The organism is Enterococcus sp. AZ196 (assembly GCF_050498845.1).
GTDB classification, from domain to species: domain Bacteria; phylum Bacillota; class Bacilli; order Lactobacillales; family Enterococcaceae; genus Enterococcus_A; species Enterococcus_A murrayae.
In genome coordinates, this window is sequence record NZ_JBIPAM010000001.1 from 669,146 (window position 1) to 685,894 (window position 16,749).

At 44.3% G+C, this 16,749-nt stretch carries 15 protein-coding genes; all 15 read right to left on the minus strand.

All coding sequences use genetic code 11. From position 1 onward, the window contains the following. Nucleotides 1–28: 28 nt before the first annotated feature. Nucleotides 29–3,211, minus strand: a complete 3,183-nt coding sequence (carB, locus tag IGI67_RS03200) for a carbamoyl-phosphate synthase large subunit (RefSeq protein ID WP_429956729.1) — start codon at nucleotides 3,209–3,211, stop codon at nucleotides 29–31. Continuing rightward, nucleotides 3,212–4,291, minus strand: a complete 1,080-nt coding sequence (locus tag IGI67_RS03205) for a carbamoyl phosphate synthase small subunit (protein WP_207106477.1) — start codon at nucleotides 4,289–4,291, stop codon at nucleotides 3,212–3,214. A 4-nt stretch (nucleotides 4,292–4,295) separates the two neighbouring features. Beyond that, the gene (locus IGI67_RS03210) at nucleotides 4,296–5,576 is read right to left on the minus strand and encodes a dihydroorotase (RefSeq protein WP_429956730.1); all 1,281 of its coding nucleotides are present in this window, start codon (nucleotides 5,574–5,576) and stop codon (nucleotides 4,296–4,298) included. Nucleotides 5,577–5,589: 13 nt separating this feature from the next. Then, a complete protein-coding gene (locus IGI67_RS03215; RefSeq protein ID WP_429956731.1) occupies nucleotides 5,590–6,516 on the minus strand; it encodes an aspartate carbamoyltransferase catalytic subunit in 927 nt (308 codons plus the stop codon). Between the two features lie 89 nt (nucleotides 6,517–6,605). Continuing rightward, entirely contained in the window at nucleotides 6,606–7,877 is a 1,272-nt protein-coding gene (locus IGI67_RS03220; RefSeq protein WP_429956732.1) for a solute carrier family 23 protein, read from the minus strand. A gap of 35 nt (nucleotides 7,878–7,912) precedes the next feature. After that, entirely contained in the window at nucleotides 7,913–8,452 is a 540-nt protein-coding gene (pyrR, locus tag IGI67_RS03225) for a bifunctional pyr operon transcriptional regulator/uracil phosphoribosyltransferase PyrR (RefSeq protein WP_207106481.1), read from the minus strand. A 218-nt stretch (nucleotides 8,453–8,670) separates the two neighbouring features. Continuing rightward, nucleotides 8,671–9,579, minus strand: a complete 909-nt coding sequence (locus IGI67_RS03230) for an RluA family pseudouridine synthase (protein WP_429956733.1) — start codon at nucleotides 9,577–9,579, stop codon at nucleotides 8,671–8,673. Further along, nucleotides 9,572–10,033 carry a signal peptidase II gene (gene lspA, locus IGI67_RS03235; RefSeq protein WP_429956734.1) on the minus strand — a complete coding sequence of 154 codons (462 nt, stop codon included), beginning with the start codon at nucleotides 10,031–10,033 and terminating at the stop codon, nucleotides 9,572–9,574. Before lspA ends, IGI67_RS03230 begins: the two co-directional genes overlap by 8 nt. A gap of 2 nt (nucleotides 10,034–10,035) precedes the next feature. After that, on the minus strand, nucleotides 10,036–10,737 hold the full coding sequence (locus IGI67_RS03240; RefSeq protein WP_207106484.1) for a CBS domain-containing protein: 702 nt from the start codon (nucleotides 10,735–10,737) through the stop codon (nucleotides 10,036–10,038). A 366-nt stretch (nucleotides 10,738–11,103) separates the two neighbouring features. Continuing rightward, complete coding sequence (locus IGI67_RS03245; protein ID WP_429956735.1) at nucleotides 11,104–11,604, minus strand: DUF2922 family protein; 501 nt, start codon at nucleotides 11,602–11,604, stop codon at nucleotides 11,104–11,106. 90 nt (nucleotides 11,605–11,694) lie between these two features. Beyond that, a complete protein-coding gene (locus IGI67_RS03250) occupies nucleotides 11,695–12,078 on the minus strand; it encodes a hypothetical protein (protein ID WP_429956736.1) in 384 nt (127 codons plus the stop codon). Between the two features lie 401 nt (nucleotides 12,079–12,479). Beyond that, nucleotides 12,480–13,622, minus strand: coding sequence for an acetylornithine transaminase (locus tag IGI67_RS03255; RefSeq protein WP_429956737.1), 1,143 nt, complete (start codon nucleotides 13,620–13,622; stop codon nucleotides 12,480–12,482). After that, nucleotides 13,619–14,368, minus strand: a complete 750-nt coding sequence (argB, locus tag IGI67_RS03260; RefSeq protein WP_207106487.1) for an acetylglutamate kinase — start codon at nucleotides 14,366–14,368, stop codon at nucleotides 13,619–13,621. Before argB ends, IGI67_RS03255 begins: the two co-directional genes overlap by 4 nt. 39 nt (nucleotides 14,369–14,407) lie before the next feature. After that, the gene (argJ, locus tag IGI67_RS03265) at nucleotides 14,408–15,601 is read right to left on the minus strand and encodes a bifunctional glutamate N-acetyltransferase/amino-acid acetyltransferase ArgJ (protein WP_429956738.1); all 1,194 of its coding nucleotides are present in this window, start codon (nucleotides 15,599–15,601) and stop codon (nucleotides 14,408–14,410) included. Between the two features lie 22 nt (nucleotides 15,602–15,623). Beyond that, nucleotides 15,624–16,655: an N-acetyl-gamma-glutamyl-phosphate reductase gene (gene argC, locus IGI67_RS03270; protein ID WP_429956739.1), complete on the minus strand. Its 1,032-nt coding sequence runs from the start codon at nucleotides 16,653–16,655 to the stop codon at nucleotides 15,624–15,626. Nucleotides 16,656–16,749 lie beyond the last annotated feature (94 nt).

Consider the following 16,749-nt stretch of genomic DNA (forward strand, 5'->3'; position numbering starts at 1 on the left):
GAGTGAAGCATGCTCCACTCTGCAAAAATTAAATTTCTTGGATTGAAAATGCCCGTGATTCCATTACTCGTAAGATGGCATCGGCTGTATCTAAAGATGTGAACAACGGCACCCCATGCTCAACTGCTTCCCGGCGGATAATAAAGCCGTCTTCTGACGAGTTTTGTCGATTTTTGTCCATCGTGTTGATTACGACTTGTGCTTCGCCGCTGCGAATTAAATCGATCACGTTATTATCGTCTGACTCGGAAATTTTCGCGATTGTTTTCGCGTTCAAGCCGTTTTCTTCTAAGAATTTAGCTGTTCCGGCGGTTGCGATCAGGCTATAGCCGACATCCTTGAAGCGTTTGGCTAAGGCCAGAGCTTCATCTTTGTTCTCGTCTGCGACAGTGAACAGGACTGCGCCGAAATCAGGCAAATGCAGACCAGATGCCGCGAAAGCCTTATATAGTGCTTTGGCTAGGCTGCGATCGGTTCCCATTACTTCACCAGTCGATTTCATTTCAGGCCCTAAGTAGGTATCGACCTTTTGCAGTTTTGTAAAGCTGAAGACGGGTGCTTTAACATGGACCATGCTGCTTTCAGGATACAGCCCATCTTGGTAGCCCAGCTCTTTCAAGCTTTGACCAAGAATCGCTTTAGTCGCGATCTGTGCCATGGGAATATTGGTGATTTTACTCAAGAATGGAACTGTACGGCTGGCCCGCGGATTCACTTCGATCACGAAGACTTCGTCGTTATGGATGACGAACTGGATGTTCATCATACCAATACAATTCATTCCGTGAGCAAGTCGGCGCGTATACTCCTCGATCGTTGCCTTCAGCTCCTCTGAGAAGGTTTGTGGCGGATAAACCGCCATTGAATCTCCTGAGTGAACCCCGGCGCGTTCGATATGCTCCATGATTCCTGGTATCAGGACTGTTTCGCCATCACAGATTGCATCTACCTCACATTCTTTACCGATCAGGTAGCGATCGACTAGAACAGGATGTTCTGGCGAAGCTTTTACGGCATTTGCCATGTAATCCTCTAAGTCTGATTGGTTCTCAACGATCTCCATTGCTCGGCCGCCTAAAACGTAGCTTGGACGTACCAAGACTGGATAGCCGATTCTTTCAGCGATCTTAACCGCTTCTTCGGCGCTTGTTGCTGTATCACCCGGCGGTTGCGGGATCGACAGGCTTTGGAGTACTTGCTCGAATTGATCACGATCTTCTGCGCGGTCCAAATCTTCGATCGTTGTACCTAAAATTTTCACTCCGTTGTTTACCAGAGGTTCCGCTAAATTAATCGCGGTTTGTCCGCCGAATTGAACGATCACGCCGATTGGTTGCTCTAACTCAACGACATTCATGACATCTTCTAGAGTCAACGGTTCGAAGTACAGCTTATCTGAGACGGAGAAGTCAGTTGAGACCGTTTCTGGATTGCTGTTCATGATGATTGCTTCATAACCGGCCGCTTGGATCGCTTTTACTGAGTGAACTGTCGCGTAATCAAACTCCACACCTTGCCCGATCCGAATTGGTCCTGAACCTAAGACAAGGACAGATTCCTTAGCGGAGCGTACACTCTCGTTTTCAAACTCATAGGTGCTGTAGAAGTAGGGGGTTTGTGATTCAAACTCCGCTGCACAAGTATCCACCATTTTATAAACTGGCACGATCTTTTCAGCCGTACGGAATTCCCGAACCTCATTAGCAGTCATTTCCCACAGCTGCGCGATCTTCACATCGGCGAAGCCGTTTTGCTTCGCCTGTTTCAGTAGATCAATGTCTTTTTTATTCTGTGCCAATGCGTTTTCCAATTCAACGACGTGCAGCAATTTATCTAAGAAAAACAGATCGACTTTTGTCAGTTCATTGATTTCCTCGATCGAATAATCGCGGCGGATCGCTTCAGTTAGATAGAACAAGCGATCATCCTGTGCCTTGACCATTTTTTCTGTAAGTTCATCATCGGTGACTTCGCTTAATTCAGGAAGCTCTGCATGATATGTTCCGATTTCTAAGGAACGAACGGCTTTCAACAAGGATTCTTCAATGTTTCGTCCGATCGCCATGACTTCGCCAGTGGCCTTCATCTGCGTGCCAAGCACCCGTTCGCCGCTTTCAAATTTATCGAACGGCCAGCGTGGAATCTTCGCAACAACATAGTCTAAAGCCGGTTCGAACTCAGCATAAGTCGTTTCAGTTACCGGATTCTTCATTTCATCCAACGTTAGACCCACCGCGATTTTAGCGGCTAATTTAGCGATTGGATAACCGGTCGCTTTACTTGCTAAGGCTGATGAGCGAGAAACTCGCGGATTCACCTCAATCACATAGTAGTTGAAGCTATGTGGGTCAAGAGCCAGCTGAACATTACAGCCGCCTTCGATTTTTAATGCGCGAATAATTGATAAGGATGCATCCCGCAGCATTTGATATTCATAATCAGATAGTGTTTGACTTGGAGCGAAAACGATCGAATCTCCAGTATGGATACCGACTGGATCGAAGTTTTCCATGTTACATACAACGATCGCGTTGTCGGCTGAGTCGCGCATCACTTCGTATTCGATTTCCTTGAAGCCGGCGATTGATTTTTCAATCAAACATTGTGTAGCAGGCGACAGCTTCAGGCCGTTTTCAGCGACTGTGCGAAGCTCTTCTTCGTTGTCGCACATTCCGCCGCCGGTTCCGCCTAAGGTAAAGGCCGGGCGCACAATGATCGGATAACCGATTGTGTTGGCAAAAGCGACAGCCTCTTCCACTGTATTGACGATCTCAGATTCAGGGATCGGCTGGTTCAATTCTTCCATCAGCTGTTTGAACAGATCACGGTCTTCCGCTTGGTCAATCGCTGACAATTTCGTTCCCAGCAATTCAATCTTCAGCTCATCTAAAATGCCTGAATCGGCTAATTCCATCGCCATGTTCAAACCCGTTTGTCCGCCAAGTGTCGGCAGGATCGCATCTGGCAGCTCTTTGCGCAAGATGCGAGAAACAAATTCAAGGGTGATTGGCTCGATATAAACAGTATCCGCGATTTCCTGATCAGTCATGATTGTCGCTGGGTTTGAGTTCACGAGGACAACTTCATACCCTTCTTCTTTCAACGCTAAGCAAGCTTGTGTGCCGGCGTAATCAAATTCCGCGGCTTGTCCGATCACGATTGGTCCAGAACCGATCACCATGATCTTTTTAATATCTGTACGTTTTGGCATTTATGCTTGCTCCTTCCATGCATCCATCATTTCCATAAATTCATCAAACAAATGTACGCCATCATGCGGGCCCGGCGCAGCATCGGGATGATACTGAACGCTGAACGCTGGATAATTACGATGGCGGACGCCTTCGATCGTGCCGTCATTCACCTCTACATGAGTGACCATCAATTGATCTGGGTCGATTGTTTTTTCATCCACTGCAAAGCCATGATTCTGTGATGTGAAGTCGATTCGTCCAGTAGCGATCTCACGTACTGGATGGTTCAATCCGCGATGACCGAATTTCATTTTGTAGGTATCCGCGCCATTAGCTAATGAGAACAATTGGTGTCCAAGGCAGATGCCAAAAATCGGCACTTTTCCTTGAATCTGTTTGATCATTTCGATTGCTTCTGGTACGTCCTTCGGGTCACCAGGGCCATTTGTCAGCATTACTCCGTCGGGACAAAGATCCAGGATCGTTTGAGCGTCGGTGTTATACGGCATCACCGTCAAGTTGCATTCGCGGCGAGACAATTCACGTAAAATACTATGCTTCAAGCCAAAGTCGATGACCACTACATTGCGTCCCACACCAGGACTTGGATAAGGAGTGACTGTAGAAACCTGAGCGACTTGATTGGTTGGTAAGACTGTTGCTTTTAGTTGATCAAACGAGTGTTCAAACTGATCGGCCGGATCAACGATGCTGCCTTTCATAGTTCCAACGCTGCGCAATTTTTTAGTTAATGCTCGTGTATCGATTCCTGCGATGCCGGGAATCCCTTTGCGTTTCAAAAATTCATCTAGTGTCATTTGGTTCCGCCAGTTGCTGGCTAATCGCGCATGCTCTTTTACAATCACGCCCTTGCAGGTTGGTGCGATCGATTCGTAATCATCACGGTTCACGCCGTAATTTCCTACCATTGGATAAGTGAATGTAATGATCTGCCCATTGAAACTTTGGTCGGTGATTGTTTCTTGATAGCCCGTCATACTAGTTGTGAAGACGACCTCACCGACAACAGTTGCTTCTGCGCCGAATCCTTCACCTTCAAATACTGTGCCATCTTCTAAAATTAAAAGTCTTTTCAACGTCTTAGTCCTCCTTGTTGTATACCAACTGACCATCCACGAAGGTCATCAGTGTGCCACCCTTGACTGGCCAGCCAGTAAAAGGTGTGTTCACTCCTAGTGATGCAAATTTTTTGTCATCGATTTTTTCTTCGTGACTTAGATCAAATACCGCGATGTCCGCCGGCTGACCAATGGTTAAGGTTCCAACCGTCAATCCAAAGATTTCCGCTGGCTTAACGGCCATCCAATCGATCACTTGTTCTAATGTAAAGCGTCCTGTTTCAACAAAGTGCGTATAAATCAATTGGAAAGCTGTCTCGCTGCCGACGATCCCGAATGGTGATTTCAAGAAGCTTTGGTTCTTTTCCTCAAAGCCATGCGGTGCATGGTCAGTGGCGATACAATCGATCGTGCCGTCAAGCAGGCCATCAATCAACGCTTCGCGATCTTCTACTCCGCGTAATGGCGGATTCATCTTCCAGTAGCCATGGTCCTCTGGGATATTCTCATCGATCAAGATCAAGTGATGAGGCGAAACCTCCGCCGTAACATGGACTCCGGCTTTCTTTGCATCGCGAATTACTCGAACACTTTCTTTTGTCGATACGTGGCACACATGGTAGTGCACACCAGTTTCCTCAGCTAAGATCAAATCTCTAGCAATTTGTGAGGATTCGGTGGCGCTTAGAATTCCCGGAAGGTCCAATTTTTCACTGATTACTCCTTTGTGCATGACACCGCCGAATAATAAGGATTCATCCTCCGTATGAGCAACTAGCGCCATATTGTTTTCTGCGGCTTCCTTCATTGCTAAGTACATCGTGCCAGCTGTTTGCACCCCTACTCCGTCGTTGGTAAAGGCGAAGGCGCCAGCGGCCTTCAAGCCTTTTTGATCAGTTAAGGTCTCGCTGCGAAGCTCTTCCGTGATCGGCGCGTATTGATGCACCTTGACTACCGCGTCTTTTTCAATGATCGCTTTGACGTCATTGAACTTTTCGACTGTATCTGGGACAGGATCAAGGTTTGGCATGGCACAGACAGTTGTGTAGCCGCCGCGAGCTGCCGCCTTCGATCCATCTTTGATGGTTTCTTTGTAGGTAAAGCCTGGTTCTCGTAAATGAACATGAACATCAACTAAACCTGGTGTGACTAATTGATTGTTTGCGTCGTACTCTTGATCAAACGTAATGTCTGAGAAATCTTTGCCAATACCGGCGATGATGCCCTCTTCCAGCCAAAGGTCGCACGTGATTGTTTGATTGTCTTTTGTTACGATCTTTCCATTTTTAATTAATGTTTTCATTTTATCTGCCCCTTTACGATTTTCCTCTAAGTACTGCTTCCAAAATAGCCATCCGAATATAGACACCATTTGTCATTTGCGGAACGATGCGTGACTGTAAGCTTTCAACTAAACTGTCTGCGATTTCAACATCGCGATTCACCGGTGCCGGATGCATGATGATCGCTCGTTTTTTCAATTGCGTTCCACGTTCGATCGTTAAGCCGTATTTCTGGTGATATTCTTCCTTTGAAAAACTTTCTTGACCATCGTGCCGTTCGTGCTGTACGCGTAAAAGCATCATGACATCAACTTCTGGTACAAGTTCATCCAATGGGCGGTAAGTGCCGTATACATCAAAGCTTTCGTCATACCATTCTTCCGGACCAGAGAAAAACACTTCTGCGCCAAGTCGTTTTAGCATTTGCATGTTGGACTTTGCTACACGGGAATGAGTAATATCCCCGACAATAGCGACCTTTAAACCGGAAAAGCGGCCAAATTCTTGATAAATCGTCATTAGATCCAGCAAACATTGTGTTGGATGCTGACCGCTGCCATCACCGCCGTTGACGATCGAGCATTGGATAGTCTTGCTTTGGATCAATTCATCATAGTAGTTCTCATCCCCGTGGCGGATAACTGCGACATCTACACCTAAGGCCGACATAGTCAGAACAGTGTCGTATAAAGTCTCGCCCTTTTGGACAGAGCTCGTTTTGGCGTCAAAATCAATCACATCTAGTCCAAGTTTTTTTTCAGCGACTTCAAAGCTTTTATGGGTCCGTGTACTATTTTCAAAGAAAAGATTGGAAACAAAGTATTGGTCCTTATGCGGCGTCCATCGCGCACCTTGTTTGAATTGCTGCGCACGGCGAATCAGTCCCATGACTTCTTGATCGGTTAAAGCCTCCACCGTCAACAAATGTTTTAGGCTGATTTCCTCAGACTGGATGATCATGAAAATTCCTCCTCGTTCTTTCAAATGTCGTCATTTTTTGACAAAAATGAGTTTACTTTTCATTTAACTATCATTGCTTACATTCACTTTTATTTTTCGCTGCGTGCTTGATCCGGTAAAATCAGATTTAAAATGATTCCTAAGACGGTTGCTAAAGCCATCGCTGACAAGGTGAAGGTTCCTGCCTCAAAAACTAGGCCGCCGATACCGATAACTAAAATCGTTGACGCGATTAATAAATTCTTTTTGCGGTCAAAGTCAATCTTGTTTTCGATTAAAATCTTCAATCCGCTGGCTGCGATTACTCCGAATAAGATAAAGCTGATTCCTGAGATGACTGGTCCCGGAATACTTAAAATCAATGCGCTCAATTTCCCGACAAAGCCTAGCAAGACTGCAAAGATCGCTGCACCACCGATAACGAATACGCTATGCACACGTGTGATCGCAAGTACGCCGATGTTCTCACCATAACTTGTTACTGGAGGTCCGCCGACGAAACCTGCGACGATTTGAGCGAGACCGTCACCCATCAATGTGCGATCCAGACCTGGATCGTCGAAGAAATTGCGTTTCGTTAATTTATTCAGTACCATCAAGTGTCCAATGTGTTCAGTCATTGTGACAAAAGCAATGGGTGCCATGGTCGTTATTGCATTGATATACAGCTTTGGCTGGTAGCTGACAAAAGGCACACTGAAAGCTGGCATCGCCAACCATTTTGCATCGATGATCGGTTGATAGTCGATGATGCCAAAAATCATTGCTGTGACATACCCGCCCACGATTCCTAATAGGATCGGGATCAGGCCTAAGAAGCCGGTGAAAAACATGTTGAAGAATATCGTCAGACCCAAGGTGATCAGCGCTACTAAAACATATTTGAAGCTGTAAACACCGTTGTTATACATCGCATTTTGAGCTGCATTGCTGGCTAAGCCTAGACCGATGACCATTACGACTGGTCCGACTACGATCGGCGGTAAAATCTTATCCAGCCAGCCGGAGCCGATTTTTCGAATAATGAAGGAAACGATCAGATAGACCAGGCCGCAGGTCAAAGCCCCCTGCGCGACTGCCGGATAGCCGTCACTTTTCATCAGTAATTTCATCGCCGCGATAAACGCGAAGCTGCTGCCAAGGTAAGCAGGAATTTTTCCTTTAGTTACCGTCAGATAGACGATGGTCCCTAGTCCAGAACTGACCAACGCGATACTGGGGTTGATGCCCACTAAGATCGGTACTAAGACTGTCGCGCCAAACATCGTAAATAAATGTTGAATACTTAAGCCTATCCAGTGCCCTGCACTTGGGCGGTCGTGAATATCTAAAACAACGTCATCATTGTGAAACTCTTCCATGGAACTTCCTCTTTCTAGTATCTAAACAGTAATTTTTATTTTTCTTCCTTTTGGATCAAGATGCGATCTTGTCCATCGTTTTCTTCCATTTCAACGACAATTTCTTCAGTTAGGGCAGTTGGAATATTTTTCCCTACATAATCTGCGCGGATTGGTAATTCACGATGCCCGCGGTCGACTAACACTGCTAATGAAATACGATTTGGCCGTCCCAAGTCGATCACAGCATCCAGAGCTGCGCGGATCGTTCTGCCGGTGAACAATACGTCGTCGACTAAGATCACTTCTTTGCCCTCAATCGAGAAAGGAATGTCTGAAGAATGTAGTTCCGGTTCTGCTTCTGATACCTTCACGTCATCGCGGTATAAGGTGATATCCAGCTCTCCAACCGGCACGTCGATGTGCTCCAATTGTTTCAGACGCTCGGCAATTCGTTGAGCGATAAAAATTCCGCGGGTCTTTATCCCAATCAAAACAATGTCCTGAACCCCTTTATTCCGTTCGATGATCTCATACGTAATTCGAGTCAATGCTCGCTTCATTGTTACCTCATCTACAACTTCTTTTTTATACATCCTGTCTCCTCCTTAAATGTTTGCAATAAAAAAACTCCTACCCGCAATCAGGTAGGAGGAATGTTATCGACTTCGTCAAAACGATAGTGTTCACCTAGGCGCACCTAGTCCAAATCACTATCTACTTCCTTCTTAGCCTCACGGGACTACTCTTAAAGGATCACTATTAAGTTATTTATTTCTTACTAAAGACACTATACTATTCCTTATTTAAGAAATCAATCTTTTTCTTTTAACTGCTGCAAAGTTTTTTTGAAAATTTCTGGGAGCGGGGCTTCAAAGACCATCATCTCGCCTGTTGTCGGATGTTCAAAGCCTAATAATTTTGCATGCAGAAACTGACCGTTGCCTTTTAACGTTTTCTTCGGTCCATATAATGGGTCGCCTGCTACTGGGTAGCCAATGTATTGCATGTGGACTCTGATCTGATGCGTCCGCCCGGTTTCCAATTGCAGTTCGATCAAGGTATAGTCTTCAAAGCGCTGCAATACCTCAAAATGAGTCACAGCTTCTTTGCCGCTTTCAATAACTGCCTGCATCTTACGATTGACCTTTGAACGGCCGATCGGTGCTTCGATTCGCCCCTTCTCATGAGGTATCTCACCATGAACCAGCGCTACATATTTTCTCAAAGAGGTCTTGTCTTTGAGCTGTTTAGCTAATGCTTCATGGGCACGGTCATTTTTCGCTACCATCAAAAGGCCGGATGTGTCCTTGTCGATCCGATGCACGATCCCAGGGCGAACCACGTCATTGATCGTGGAAAGATTTTTGATTTGATGCAGCAGACCGTTGACCAAGGTTCCCTTAGGATGCCCAGCGGAAGGATGCACCACCATTCCTTGAGGTTTGTTTACTACAACTACATCCTCATCTTCATAAACAATGTCCAGCTCCAGATTTTCCGGTACAAGATCTAATTCCTCTGGTTCAGGGATCACGATCAGAATCTTGTCCCCAGCACTGACTTTGTAATTCGCTTTAACGACCTTTCCGTCGATTGAAACACATTGTTCTTTGATCCATTGCTGAATTTGTGAACGAGAATAGTCGGCCAAGCGTTCGTTCAAAGCCTTGTCGATCCGTCCTGTTTCAGCTTTTATAATAATTTCAATTTGATTATCCATTTTTCTTGTCTCTCTCATCTAATAGAATGTAAATAAAAATCATGATTACGCCAGCTACCAGCGCCATATCCGCAATATTAAAAATTGGAAAATTGATAAAATCTAATCGAAACATATCCACCACATAGCCTAAGCGAAAACGATCGATAAAGTTGCCGATAGCTCCAGCCAAAAAGAAACTCAGTCCGATGGTCAGCCACTTGCTCTCATGTAAATGTTTGACTAAATAATAGATCACCGCAACGACTGCTACGATTGTAATTACAATAAAAAAGATCTGCTGACCTTCAAACAGACTGAAGGCTCCGCCAGTATTTCGAATATGCGTCAATGATAAAATATTAGGAATGATCGTCTGACTGTCGCCAAAATTGTATTGGCTGACGATCCACCATTTGAACCACTGATCCAGCGCGATGATTCCTGCGCTTAGTAATAAATAAATGACTAACAAGCTTACTGCTCCCCTTCTTGACTATAAATATCCCTCGGCCGGATGATCCCCAGCAGATTACCGTCTGAATTACCCTCTTTGGTGATTAGGATTGCTTCTAGGACAGCTTCTGTCTGGAACATCTTTTCAACTTCAGAAACCTTCGTATCCTTCGAAATAAATTTAAAATTGGCTCGTTTTCCATTTGCCAGCAGTAAATCCTCCGCGATCCGGCCTTTCAGACTCACTGAACCGCTTAGACTAGCCTGGGCAAAATAAAAACCAATCGTGCGTAAAGTGATCAGCCCCATGAACTTTCCCGAGTCATATACCGGAAATTGAGAAAAGCGCTTTTCCGTAATAATCTTCATGAGCTCGACTAATGGCAGATCTCGTTCAAAGCCGGTCACGTTTTTCCCGAAACGCGGCAGAACTTTTTCTGGCCGTAATAAATTTTCTTCAATCTGTTTGATCCGCTCAACCGCCCACTCATTTGGTTCCGCGATCACAAAATCATCGGCCACCTGATCATGAACGATGGCATTTCTCAGCTGTGCCAGCTGCAGCAAATCATTTTCACTCTCACCGATCAAGTTGTCGCGACGCTTTGACAGCCGGCGAACCGCTTCGCTAAAGCTCATATTGACAGGATTGCCCAACTGACGCTTCAATTCCTTTTCGATTCGATTAAATGTGCTTAAAAAAATGTCTGCCCTTTCTCCCATTCAGCTGCTCCTTCTAAAAGATTTCTTTGAAAATCTCCGTTTCGCATAAACAAACAGAAAGATTCCAATGCGATAGCTCCAGTATAAGTGAAAAAAAGCAGCAAGGAAAGTCTTAGCTACAGGAAAAAGCAAAAGTAGGTGTTCGCAGGGAGTCGAATGTAAAAGAATGTCTTATTGAAAAGACCTCATGCCAAATAGCCCGCTGAATCAGCAGGCTTAAAAATTACCACTATTAAAATAATCGCAATAAACTGGCCAGTTATTGCTGAATACCTGCTGACTACCAACATTGGATTTATGAATCAGCAGCTATTCGATTAAATAATTGCTTTTGCTTCTAAAAAAATGTGCGCTGACGATCATTATCTAACGGTCGATTCTTTCAATCAGCGTAAAGACATTATCCTCAAGCCAAGCGTCTTCTATTTGCGGATTCTCAGGCAAGCAAGCGCTCAGCAAAGAAGCTGTTTGCTCATCATCTAAATCTTGCGGATCGATTCCTGCCGGCAGCTCGATTTTCCGAATCAAGATCCCGGGTTCCGGACTTTCTGCTGTAATGATAAGGTCTTCCGGTATTCGAATCAGGACTTCCTTTTTTTCAGCTCCATGATTCAAAGCAGCAGCTCTTTGCAAGGCCGCAGTATTTAGCTCCTCGTCATTTTCATCGTAGAACATAGTATCGGTCGTTTCGATCAGCTTTGCCCCAACTGCTTTCTTGAAGGAACCGACACCGTCTTTTTCAAATAGGTCAACGATCGCTAGCTTTTCCAAGGCTGCTTTGATCGCCTCTGGTGAAAGTTCTTGATTTAGATTTCTTATGCTGAAGCGATGGAGCTTTCCGTTGCTCTTTTCAAATTTTAACGCCAATCTGGTTTTTTTAAGCTTCTTAATAAGCCCTCCTCCTTTCTTCCTGTTTATTGGAAATTTTTAGCTCAAAGATACTGCCGCCAATCAGCTTCATGAGCCCACTAATCCTTCCAAAGATATTCTGCTGAATAGCTTTTGCAGTTTTTTCAGCTTTCCAGCAACAAATGTTTTTATGGTAAATAATTTCAATGACAGTAATTTCCATTCCTTTGAGTCAAAGTATTCCTCAAAGAAAATATAGAAGCGGCGCAAAAGGCGGCTGCTCTTCATCTTCAAGAAAATATGCCGAACAAGACCCTTCAGCATGAGTGAAAAGTCGTCTTCTGTCAGCTCTTCTCGTACCTGCAGCACAAGCAGAATTTCTAGAACTTCCTTGATATCTCCTGTTAATTGAAAGTATTCATTGACCCGTTTTTCGATTGTTTTACGCTTTAGGCAAAACAGCTGGCGTTCATTCAATAAATGCTCGTTCATCATTTTTCCTCCTTTCATAGTTAATAAAATAGGCTATATGTTAAAGTATCCGCTCTTTATCTTCAACTGCTGCGCGCGTTGCCGTTGAAGACAAACAGCATCCCACTGTTGTCGTTGATTTTCTTACTTGATAATGATTCGTACATAATGGTTACGAATAAACCATATCTCTTTTTTGAATCGCTTTCATCCCTAAAAGTTAATTTGTTATTAAATATAATGATCGGTAGTAGGTGAAACGTTGATTTAGCAAGGGGTATTAAGGTTTAAAATAGCAAAATAATTTCTTCTTTTATTTGAACTATTGGGTTTTCTTAATAAAATACGCAAAAAATCCTCACTATTTTTAAAAACAGTAAGAATTTTTTACGTATTTTGATTCGAAATCCTATTAATTTAATCTATGCAAGCAGGACCGATCGAATAATTTCAGCACCAGCTGCTAGTTCTTCTTGGCTGATCGTCAAAGGCGGCAATAACCTGAGGACATTTCTCCCAGCCTTGATCGCTAATAATTTTTCTGCCTTCAAGTCTTGAATCGTTTGCTGCAGAGTCTCAGCCGAATCCAGTTCGATTCCCAGCATAAGCCCCTTGCCGCGAATAGCCACTGCTTTTTCTGAAGCCTCTGTCACCTTTGTTAATTCTTCCATCAAATAATTGCCTTTTTCCGTGACTGCTGCCAAAAATTCCGGCTGATTGATTTCACTCACTACCGTATCAGCTACGCTCATTGCTAGATTGTTTCCTCCGAAGGTCGTGCCGTGGGAACCTGGTCCAAAAGCATCAGCCAATTCCTTTTTTCCCAGCATAGCACCAACTGGAATGCCATTAGCCAGTGCTTTAGCAAGTGTGATGATATCTGGCTCGATTTGATAAGCTTCAAAGGCGAAAAAGGTTCCTGTTCTTCCCATTCCAGTTTGAATCTCATCAATAATCAACAGGCTGCCATTTTCTTTGCATAATTTTGCGACTGCCTGAAGCCATTTTTTGTCTGCCGGGATGATTCCGCCTTCTCCCTGAATCACTTCCAGCATTACTGCCGCGACATTTTCATCCAGCTGCTGCTTTAAAGGCTCAAGCTGATTGTATGGCAGGTACTCAAAGCCCGCGACAATGGGAAAGAATCCGGCTTGCAAGGCTGGCTGTCCTGTCGCGCTCAGCGCGCCATAGGTCCGGCCGTGAAAGGAATGCTCGAAGCTCAATATTTTTGAGCGGCCGGTTGCTTTTCGGGCTAATTTGATGGCCGCTTCATTGGCTTCGGTCCCGCTATTACAGAAAAAGGCCAGATAGTCTTTGCCCATGATCAATTTTTCAGCTACAAGTTCTTGAAGATTGTTCGTATATAAATTAGAGCTGTGCCAAATCTTGCTCGCTTGTTCAGCTAAAGCCTGCATTACTTGAGGATTGTGATGCCCAAGATTGCTGACTGCGATCCCGCTCATAAAATCCAAATACTTTGTTCCATTTTGATCGAAAACATAGCTTCCTGAGCCGTCAACCAAATCGATTTCATCTCGTGCATAATTCGGAAATAAATGGCTCATACAAGGACCCCCTCCTTTGTTATAACGGTACCTGTCTTTTCAATGCAATTTGTGATATGAACCTCTGAGACACCGTTTTCCAAAGCATTGATGGCACTATCTAATTTAGGAAGCATCCCGCCTGTGATCACTTTTTCAGCTTTTAGCTGCGCTACTTCAGCGATTGAGATAGTTTCAAGCCACTCACCAGCTTGCTTCACACCTGGTACATCTGTCAATAGGTACAACGCCTCTGCACCAAGCTCTTCGGCAATCTTGCAGGCTGTGTCATCTGCATTTACGTTTAACCATTGTCCCGAACTAGTCATGCCTAACGGAGCGATGATCGGAATATAGTTTTTATGCAGGACGCTTTCGATAGCTGCAGGATTGATTTCTGTGATTTCGCCGACATAGCCTAATTTCTCCTGATCAATAAATTCTCCTTGAATCATATTGTCGCTGGAAGCGTTGAGTCCAATCGTTGCAAATCCCTGCTGCTGGAATAAGGTGGTAATAGCTGGCTGAACCTGACCGATCAACACCATTTGAGTGATTTTCAACGCCTGTTCGGTCGTTACACGCAAGCCCTCTTTTATTGTCACCGGAATGTTCAACTGCTCCATCATTTCAGTGATATAGTAACCGCCGCCGTGGACGATAATGATCTCATGACCATAGGCTTGCCATGATTCGATCTGTTCAAAAAATTTCTTTGTTAGATTATCACTCGCTACTCCGCCGATTTTTACAACAATTTTCCCCATAATCCATTGCTCCTTCATTTCTGGTTATATTTCTAGTCATCAAGTATGATACAAGGCGTTCACTTCGACGTATTTGTACGTTAGATCGCATCCCCAAGCTTTTCCGCTTTGTGTCCCGATATTCAAATCAACGGTGATACAGATTTTTTCTTTTTCCAGTGTCTGCTTCATCGCGATCTCATCAAATTCCTGCGGCTGACTATGCTTCAGCAATTGCTGATCGCCGATCCACATATCGATTTTTTCTGGATCAGTATGTGAGCCGGCGTAACCTACCGCACAAATAATCCGTCCCCAATTAGGATCTTCACCGAACATCGCCGTTTTCACCAAACTGGAACCAACGACCTTTTTCGCCACCAACCGTGCTTCTGTTTCATTGAGTGCGCCGACAACCTGAACTTCAATTAGCTTAGTCGCGCCTTCGCCATCTTTTGCGATCATTTTTGCCAATGTTTCACTGACTAACTGGAACATTGCAACAAATTTTCCATAAGCCTCTGTATTTTTCTCAATCACCGGATTTTCCGCCAGGCCGTTCGCAAGAACTAAGACCATGTCATTGGTTGAGGTATCTCCATCGACTGTGATTTGATTGTACGTCGTTTCTGTTTTGTCAGCTAAAATCTCCTGCAGCAGTTCCTCTGATATCTGCGCATCGGTCGTGACAAAGGCCAGCATGGTCGCCATGTTGGGATGAATCATACCAGAACCCTTTGCAACACCAGCCATAGTTACTGTTTGTCCGTTAATTTCTTCTGTCACTATGATTTCTTTGGTTGCTGTATCAGTCGTTAAGATCGCTTCATGAAATGCATAGGAGGATTGATTTTGCAGATCAATTTGACTAATCCCAGCCTCGATTGTTTCCATCGGCAGTTGTTTTCCGATGACACCAGTAGAAGCGACCGCTACACTCATTTTATCGATCTTCAAATGTGCCCCTGTGAGAGCCTGCATTTTTTTGGCGTTTTCTAACCCGATTTTTCCAGTACAAGCGTTTGCTACACCAGAATTGACTACTACTGCTTGAAGCTTCTGATCCGTCATCGCTTCTTTCGTGACATAAATCGGTGCTGCCTTTACTTGATTGGTCGTATAAACCGCTGCGGCATTAGCCGGCACCTCTGAATAGATAACTCCTAGATCTTTCTTTTCTTTCTTTAAACCTGCATGTAAGCCAGCGGCGTAAAAGCCTTTGGGACTGGCGATCGTTCCTTCGATGATTTGCATACGTTTCACACTCCGACATTTTTTATGGGTAAATAGGTACAAGGTTCAAGCCAGTCGTTTCCGGCCATCCCGCTAAATGATTCAAATTATGGACCGCTTGCCCGGCTGCCCCCTTCACCAAATTATCTAACACGGTTACCACTGTGATAATATTGGTCACTTCATTGTAAGCCACGCCGATATCACAGTAGTTTGAACCGACGATTTGCCGCAGGTTAGGATACACATGCTGATCCTGAACTCGGACAAAGGGTTTTTCTCGATAAAATTGACTATAGGTATCCCAAATCTGTTTTTGGGTCAGCTTTTCTTTGCTTCTGGCATAAGTTGTGATAAAAATTCCTCGTGTGACCGGAATCAATGAAGTAGAAAATTGAATCGCCGGAATCGTCTTATCCCATTTTTGCAATTGCTGCATAATCTCAGGAATATGCTGGTGACTATTCATCTTGTAAAGCGTCATATTTTCGTTGCAATTCACGAAATGACTAGATTCAGACAAGTTTTTACCTGCTCCCGATAAGCCTGATTTCGCGTCGACAATGATTGAATCTGTCTCAATCAACCCTTCCTCAACTAAAGGTGCCAGCGATAATAGGGTGCCCGTTGCGTAACAGCCGGGATTCGCGATCAGCTTTGAGTCAGGCTTTGAATAAAAATCAGCTAGTCCATAATGAGCATGCTGGAGAAAGTCAAAAGGAGCACTTGAATTTTTATACCATTTTTCGTATTGACCATCCGCTTTTAATCGAAAATCACCTGATAAGTCGATAATTGGAAAATCTGCCTTCACAAAAGCCGTTGCGATCTCCTTAGATATTCCTGAAGGGGTCGCAAAAAAGACTAGCTCTGCTCGCTTCATGATTTCATCTGGGTTGATCGGCTCTAAAGGAAGGTCTAATAATTGCTTTAGATGCGGCAGGTATTCAGCGATCTCCTTGCCGTTTTGAGAATGACTGTGGATTGAGACGATCTCTGTTTTTGGATGCTGCAGTAAGAGTCGAACTAGCTCAATCCCGCTGTATCCCGTCACTCCGATAATCGAAACTTTCATATTAACCCCTCCTTGGATTTGAATAATAATACGATTAGAACGGTACTATTTCTGATGATTATACGTGGAGTGTTTATACAAGTCAATGGTTTTT